This window comes from Actinomadura formosensis NBRC 14204 (genome assembly GCF_001552155.1).
Classification (GTDB): Bacteria; Actinomycetota; Actinomycetes; order Streptosporangiales; family Streptosporangiaceae; genus Spirillospora; species Spirillospora formosensis.
In genome coordinates, this window is record NZ_BCQQ01000200.1 from 1 (window position 1) to 6,975 (window position 6,975).

Consider the following 6,975-nt stretch of genomic DNA (forward strand, 5'->3'; position numbering starts at 1 on the left):
CCCGGCCCAGCCGGTCGCGGGCCGCCGCGATCCGGCCGGCGAGCTCGGCCTCGGCGCCGGCCCAGCGCGCGGCGAACGCGGCCGGGTCCGCCTCGAACGCGAGCCGCCGCCGGACGACCTCCGCCCGTTCCCCCGGCTCCCGCGACGCCGCCACCTCCACCGTCAGCCCGAACCGGTCGAGAAGCTGCGGACGCAGCTCGCCCTCCTCCGGGTTCATCGTCCCGACCAGCAGGAACCGGGCCGCGTGCCGGACCGACAGCGACTCGCGCTCGACATGGCAGGTGCCGAGCGCGGCGGCGTCCAGCAGCAGGTCCACCAGGTGGTCGTGCAGCAGGTTCACCTCGTCCACGTACAGCACGCCCCGGTGCGCCGCCGCCAGCAGCCCCGGCTCGAACGCCTTCACCCCCTCGGTCAGCGCCCGCTCCACGTCCAGCGACCCGGTGAGCCGGTCCTCGGACGCGCCGACCGGCAGTTCCACCAGCGCGGACGACCGCGTCGCCGCCGGTCCGCCCGGCTCGTGCGGGCCGTCCGGGCAGGACGGATCCGGCGCCGCCGGGTCGCATGCGAACCGGCAGCCCGGCACGACGTCGATGGCGGGCAACTGGGCCGCCAGCGCCCGCACGATCGTCGACTTCGCGGTGCCCTTCTCGCCCCGCACCAGCACCCCGCCGACCCGCGGCGAGACGGCGTTGAGCAGCAGCGCCAGCTTCAGATCGTCCAGGCCGACGACGGCGCTGAACGGATAGGGGGCGTTCAAAGAACTACCTTCCGGTTGACGTGGGCGACCCGCCAGCCGTCCCGGGCGGCGGCGAGTCCGGTGGTGGACAGCGGCGCGAGATCGACGCGGTCCGCGGCGGTGATGTCCAGGCCGAGGGCGTGGCAGAGCGCGGCGCGGATGACTCCGGCGTCGCAGACGGCGACCCCGGACGGCCGTCCGTCCAGCCAGGCGGCGACCCGCGCCGCGAGGTCATGCCGGGACTCGCCGCCGTGGGGCGCCGCGTCCGGATCCGACAGCCACCCGGCCAGCTCGCCCGGTTCGATCTCCGCGTACCGGACGCCCGCCCACCGGCCGTGATCGGCCTCGGCGAGCGCCGCGACCGGCCGGGCGGTGAGCCCCAGCGCGGCGCAGGTCTGCCGGGCGGCGCGGGCCGGTGACGTCCACGCCGCACCGTCCGGCAGCGTCCCGGCCAGCGTCCGCGCCCTGGCCAGCCCGGCCGCGTCGGCGTCGTCATCGGCGGGGAAGCGGGCCTCCCGCATCGCCGGCGACGTCGCGTGCCGGACGAACAGCACCCCGTTCAGGCCGGCCCGCTCATGCCGGCCCGCTCATGCCGCCACCGTGGGACGCTCCGGCCGGGCCGCGCGGTCGCACGCCCACCCGAACAGCGTGCCGAACGACGCCCAGAACACCAGCTGCGTCCCGAGCGAGGTCAGGCGGAACTGCCACAGCAGCGTGGCGGGGAACCCGTCCGGCACCTCGTCCACCGGGGGCAGCAGCAGCGACGCCACCACCACCGGGACGACGAACGCGAGGACGGCCGCGGGCCAGCGCGCCCACGGCCCGCCGGGCACGCTCCGCGCCGTGGTCACCGCGACCGCGACCGAGAGCAGCCCGACGATGATCATCCCCAGGTACAGCAGCGTCCGGCTGCCGACCGTCTCGGGATCGCCCACCGCCGGCGGGTTCGCCGGATACTTCAGGAACGGGACGACGATGACCGCGGCGAAGCCGATCCCGGCGGCGGCGAGCGCGAGCGCGCCGTCCGACCGCGGACCGACCCGGCCGCGCAGTCCCGCGTAGACGAGCGCGAACACGCCGCCGACGGCGAGCCCGTAGAGCCCGGTGGCGAGGAAGAGCCCGGCCTTCTGCGTGCCGCGGCTCACCTCTTCACCGTGCTCATGCTCACCGTGCGCGTGTTCGCCATGCGCGTGTTCGCCGTGCTGCTGTGCGGCGGCGGCGTTCTCCAGCGCGATCGCCTCGTCAAGGCGCGGCTCACCGGCCGCGAAGGCGAAGACGCCCGCGACGAGGCCGGCCAGCAGGCCCAGGACGAGGCCCCTGACCAGCAGGGTGCGAACCATGCGGCGGCCTAGTGACAGGGCACGCCGAGCAGGTGCCGCCCGTCGTGCATCAGCTCGTGGAGGTAGCCGCCGGCCTGCGACACGGCGCCGTTGTCCATCAGGACGAGGTAGCCGAGGAGCAGCAGCACGGGCACCGCGAGCAGCCAGGGAACGAGACGGGAAAGGGGAATGGTACGGGTCGATGCGGTGCGAGCCGACATGGTGCTCACGGAGCCTCCACGGGTGATCTAGCGCGTCCCGGACAGTGAGGTCGCGGTCACCCGAGCGACCTGGCTCCCGGGATCGTCGTCCCGGATACAGTGGCGCGTCCGCACCGGCATTTCACCGGATTTCCCTCGGGTAACCGTGAATCAGACGAACCGTATGATCTACCATCCACGCTGTCAACATCCTCCATCGGTAGAGAAACGGCCCTGAAGGGCACCGTCACAACACGCAGTGTCCGCCGCTCCCATTCGCGGGCACGACGACGTTGGAGCTGCGAACATGACAAGCCACGGAACCGGCTTGCCCGCCACACTGGACGACGTCAAGGGGTGGTTCCCCCGGGTCGACCAGCTTCTCTTCACCTGGTTCCTGGAGCGCCAGGAACGCCTCGGACACACCGGGGACCTCGTCGAACTCGGCTCCTACCTTGGTAAAAGCGCGATCCTCATGGGACGCCATCCGCGCGAGAACGAGCGCTTCACCGTCTGCGACCTCTTCGACTCCGATGCGCCGGACGACTCCAACCAGGCGGAGATGCACCAGTCCTACGCGACGCTGACCCGCACGGCGTTCGAGGAGAACTACCGTGCCTTCCACGACCGGCTGCCGGAGATCGTCCAGGGCCCGACATCGATGATCCTCGACCATGTCGGGCCGGAGACCTGCCGTTTCGTGCACGTGGACGCGTCTCACCTGTACGAGCACGTGCACGGCGACATCCAGGCCGCGCACGTCATGCTCCGTACCGGGGGCGTCATCGTGTGCGACGACTACCGCGCCGAGCACACGCCGGGAGTGGCGGCGGCGGTCTGGGAATCGGTCGCCGCTGATGGGCTGCGCCCGATCTGCGTCACGTCCCAGAAGCTCTACGGCACCTGGGGCGACCCCGGGCCCGTCCAGGACGAGCTTCTGGAGTGGCTGGCGGGCCAGGACGACGTCTGGCACGAGGTCCAGCAGGTCGGCGGGCACCGCATCATCCGCATCAAGAGCAGGACGACGGGTCCGAAGAAGATCGACGTGCTGAAGAAGCGCCTCGCTCAGGCCGAGGACCGGCTGGTCCGCACGGAGAAGGGCCTGGAGCGCACCCGCCACGAACTGGACTCCGTCAAGGGCTCGGTCAGTTACCGGGTCGGCCGGGCGGTCACCGCGCTGCCCCGCGCCCTCCGCCGGGGGCGCTCATAGAACACGTTCTACCATGGCTCGCATGCGCCATGGCATCGTGCTCTTCACCAGTGACCGAGGCATCACGCCCGCGGCCGCGGCGAAAGCCGCTGAGGAGAACGGGTTCCATTCCTGCTACGTCCCCGAGCACACGCACATCCCCGTCAAGCGGCAGGCCGCGCATCCCGGCACCGGCGACGCGTCCCTCCCGGACGACCGCTACATGCGCACGCTGGACCCGTGGGTCTCGCTCGCGTCCGCGGTCCCCGTCACCTCCACCATCCGGCTCGCGACGGCCGTGGCGCTGCCCGCCGAGTCCGACCCGATCACCCTCGCCAAGACGATCGCGACGCTCGACCACCTGTCGGGCGGCCGCGTCACGCTCGGCGCCGGCTTCGGCTGGAACACCGACGAGCTCGCCGACCACAACGTCCCGGCGGGCAAGCGCCGGACGGTGCTGCGCGAGTACGTGGAGGCGATGCGTGCGCTGTGGACCGAGGATCAGGCGTCCTACTCCGGGGAGTTCGTCTCCTTCGGGCCGTCCTGGGCGTGGCCGAAGCCCGTCCAGCCGCACATTCCCCTGCTGATCGGCGCAGGCGGCGGCCCGAAGACGCTCGCATGGATCGCCGCCCACGCCGACGGCTGGATCACCACCCCCACCGAGCGGGACATCCTGCCCAAGGTCGCCGCCCTCCAGACGGCCTGGGCGGACGCGGGACGCGCCGGACGCCCGGAAATCTCCGTCCTGGCCGCCAGGCGCCCGTCCCCCGAGGACATGGCCGCCTGGGACGAGGCCGGCGTGACCGAGATCCTGTGGGGGCTCCCGGACAAATCCGAGGACGAGGTGATCGCCTTCCTCGCCCGCCACGCCGGGCGCCTCGGGCTGTGACTCCCGCGGGAACGAGATGACAACGGGCGGACGGGCTGCCAGGCTTGCTCGCACCCGGCCGCGTCCGCGGGCCGGCCGGGGGTGTTCGGGTCAGCGCGGCACAGGGGATGACGAGGAGGAGACGGCTGTGACGGTCTCGATGGTGAAGGGCCAGCGGATCTCGCTGGAGAAGCCCGGTAGCGCGCTCAGCATGGTCCGGATGGGCCTGGGCTGGGACGCGGTGAAGAAGAAGGGCTTCTTCGGTTCCCGCGAGCGCGACATCGACCTCGACGCGTCCTGTGTCCTCTTCGCCGACGCCAACCTTGCGGACGTGGTGTACTTCGGCAAGCTCGTCAGCGACGACGGATCCGTCCGGCACACCGGCGACAACCTGACCGGGGCGGGCGACGGCGACGACGAGTCGGTCATCGTCGACCTGAACCGCCTCCCCGTGCACGTCACCTCGCTGGTGTTCACCGTCAGCTCGTTCAACGGCCAGACCTTCAACGAGGTGGAGAACGCCTTCTGCCGGCTGGTCAACGAGATGGACGGCGGTGAGCTCGCCCGGTACACGCTGACCGGCGGCGGCGCCCACACCGCCATGGTGATGGCGCGGATCTACCGGCACGGCGGCGGCTGGAAGATGAACGCGATCGGCGAACCCTGCCACGGCCGCACGTTCCAGGACATGCTGCCGGCGATCGCCGCCCACGCCTGACCGATGACCGAACTCACCCGTGGCGCCAATGCTCCGCTGCCCGCCCGGCGGGTGACCGCGACCGTGTCCTGCGCCCTGCCCGTGGACGTCAGCGCGCTGCTCGTCGGTCCGGACCTGCGCGTCCGCTCCGATGCCGACCTGGTGTTCTTCAACGCCCCGCAGGCGCCCGGCGTCCGCTGGGCCGACGGCGGCGGCCGCCAGCGCGTCGTCCTCGACCTCGACGCGGTCCCCGGTGACGCCGCGGCGGTGCTGATCGCGGTGAGCCTGACCGGTACGGCGTCGTTCGGGACGATGCCGCCGCCGCAGGTCCGGCTCACCGCGGACGGCGGCGCGTGCCTGGCCGAGTTCACCGTCACCGGGCTGGGCCCGGAGAAGGTGATCATCGGCCTGGAGGTCTACCGCCGCGCCGGCGCCTGGAAGGTGCGCGCCGTGGGCCAGGGCTACCCCGGCGGCTTGGCGGAACTGGCGGAGGCGCACGGTGTCGAGGTGGACGATCCGGGGGAACCGGAGCCCGCCGCGATCGCCCCGCGGCCCCGGCCGGAGCCTGCGGCCCCGCAGCCGCCGCCCGGCACGGAGGTCGACTACCTCGAACGGTGCTGGCTGGTCTGGGAGGACGCGAGCCGTTCGCTGGCCGCTTTCCGCGCGTCCACCGAGCACGCGCTGACCGTCCGCAACGAGGAGATCGCCGGCCGGCGGCCGCGCGGACGTTTCGAGGAGCTCATGGCGACGGCGGACCGGCGCCTGCGGGCCGACGCCGCCCAGCTCCGCGACGAGCTGGCCCGGGTCGAACCCCATGTCACCCCGGAACTGGCGCCGTTCGACGCGCCGTCCTGGCTGACCTGGCGGCCCCGCACCGACCTGGCCGACGGGATGCTGCTGGGCCGGCTGTCCCTGACCGAACTGCCCGATCTGCGGGTGCCGCTCGCCCTGCGGCTGCCGTGGCGGCGCGGCATGTGGCTTTCGCGCGGCACGATGCCCGGTGATTCGGCCGCCTACGCCTGGTCGCTGGCGACCCGGTTCCTGGCCGCGGTCCCGCCGGGGCTGGCCGGGCTGGAGGTGATCGACGCGGCGGGCCTGTCGGGCGCGGGCTGGCTGCACGGTTTCGACCCGGCCACGAGCGCCCGGCTGCTGGGCGGCGGCGCGGCCACCGGTTCCGCGGCGGCCGAGCGGATCCGGCGCCTGCTCGACCTGGTGGACCTGCGCCGCATCGGCGGCGAGGGGGACCCGGCCGCCGGTGGCCCGCCCATCCGCCTGGTGGTGATCCTCGACGCGGGCGCCGCGCTCGACGGCGAGGACGCGCACCAGCTCCTGCGCCTGGTGGAGGACGGCCCGCCGGTGGGCGTCCCGGTGCTCCTGGTGGAGACCGACACCCCCGCGGCCGACTCCGTCCGCGCCATGCGGCTCCGGCAGTCCTGCCACACCCTTCCCTCCAGCCCGGACACCATCGGCGACTCCTGGGTGGGCATGGACTGGACCCTCACCCCGGACGTCCTCCCCGACGCCGCCGACGGCTCACAGGCCCCCGCCCTGTTCGCCCACGTTCTCTCCCTACACGCCCACACGATCGCCTCCCACGACTGACGCCTACCCCCCACGGCCCACCCCGCCCGGCGAGCGCAGTGAGACCAGCAGGCGAACAACGCCCGAGGCATAGGGACGAAGCCACACCCCCGCCGACCTACAGGTAATCGACAACCTGCCCCAGAAGGGCCTGTAGGGGCAAAGCCCCACCCCCGTGGAAGCCCGCAGTTAAACGACGATCTGACCCGGGAGGGGGTGTAGGGGCGAAGCCCCACCCCAGAGGGAGCCCGAAACTAAGCGACAACCTGACCCGGGAGGGGGTGTAGGGGCGAAGCCCCACCCCAGGGGGAGCCCGCAGTTAACCGACAACCCAAACCGGAAGGGAGAGCTGGGGCGAAGCCACACCCCCGTGGAAGCCCGCAGC

8 protein-coding genes are annotated in these 6,975 nt (G+C 72.8%); 4 read left to right on the plus strand and 4 right to left on the minus strand.

All coding sequences use genetic code 11. The annotated features are described in order from the left end of the window. The 4 genes from AF1_RS30925 to AF1_RS30940 form a co-directional block, all read right to left on the minus strand. Positions 1-757, minus strand: a 757-nt coding sequence (locus tag AF1_RS30925; protein WP_157419360.1) for an ATP-binding protein, incomplete at its 3' end; no start/stop codon positions are given. Beyond that, entirely contained in the window at positions 754-1,290 is a 537-nt protein-coding gene (locus AF1_RS30930) for a histidine phosphatase family protein (RefSeq protein WP_067807472.1), read from the minus strand. The genes AF1_RS30930 and AF1_RS30925, both read right to left, overlap by 4 nt. Before the next feature lie 33 nt (positions 1,291-1,323). Then, positions 1,324-2,076: a CbtA family protein gene (locus AF1_RS30935; RefSeq protein ID WP_067807474.1), complete on the minus strand. Its 753-nt coding sequence runs from the start codon at positions 2,074-2,076 to the stop codon at positions 1,324-1,326. An 8-nt stretch (positions 2,077-2,084) separates the two neighbouring features. After that, positions 2,085-2,276, minus strand: coding sequence for a CbtB domain-containing protein (locus AF1_RS30940; RefSeq protein WP_067807488.1), 192 nt, complete (start codon positions 2,274-2,276; stop codon positions 2,085-2,087). 307 nt (positions 2,277-2,583) lie between these two features. On the opposite strand from AF1_RS30940, the gene AF1_RS30945 reads away from it, so the two are divergent. From AF1_RS30945 to AF1_RS30960, 4 genes are all read left to right on the plus strand, one after another. After that, the gene (locus AF1_RS30945; protein ID WP_067807477.1) at positions 2,584-3,465 is read left to right on the plus strand and encodes a class I SAM-dependent methyltransferase; all 882 of its coding nucleotides are present in this window, start codon (positions 2,584-2,586) and stop codon (positions 3,463-3,465) included. A gap of 22 nt (positions 3,466-3,487) precedes the next feature. Beyond that, a complete protein-coding gene (locus AF1_RS30950; RefSeq protein WP_067807480.1) occupies positions 3,488-4,333 on the plus strand; it encodes an LLM class F420-dependent oxidoreductase in 846 nt (281 codons plus the stop codon). 127 nt (positions 4,334-4,460) lie between these two features. Then, the gene (locus AF1_RS30955) at positions 4,461-5,030 is read left to right on the plus strand and encodes a TerD family protein (RefSeq protein ID WP_067807483.1); all 570 of its coding nucleotides are present in this window, start codon (positions 4,461-4,463) and stop codon (positions 5,028-5,030) included. Between the two features lie 3 nt (positions 5,031-5,033). After that, the gene (locus AF1_RS30960) at positions 5,034-6,611 is read left to right on the plus strand and encodes a TerD family protein (protein ID WP_067807485.1); all 1,578 of its coding nucleotides are present in this window, start codon (positions 5,034-5,036) and stop codon (positions 6,609-6,611) included. The last annotated feature ends 364 nt before the right edge of the window (positions 6,612-6,975 follow it).

Coding starts and splice junctions, on each gene's coding strand:
- AF1_RS30935 (WP_067807474.1), bottom strand. CDS start 2,076: ATGGTTCGCACCCTGCTGGTCAGGGGCCTCGTCCTGGGCCTGCTGGCC.
- AF1_RS30940 (WP_067807488.1), bottom strand. CDS start 2,276: ATGTCGGCTCGCACCGCATCGACCCGTACCATTCCCCTTTCCCGTCTC.
- AF1_RS30950 (WP_067807480.1), top strand. CDS start 3,488: ATGCGCCATGGCATCGTGCTCTTCACCAGTGACCGAGGCATCACGCCC.
- AF1_RS30960 (WP_067807485.1), top strand. CDS start 5,034: ATGACCGAACTCACCCGTGGCGCCAATGCTCCGCTGCCCGCCCGGCGG.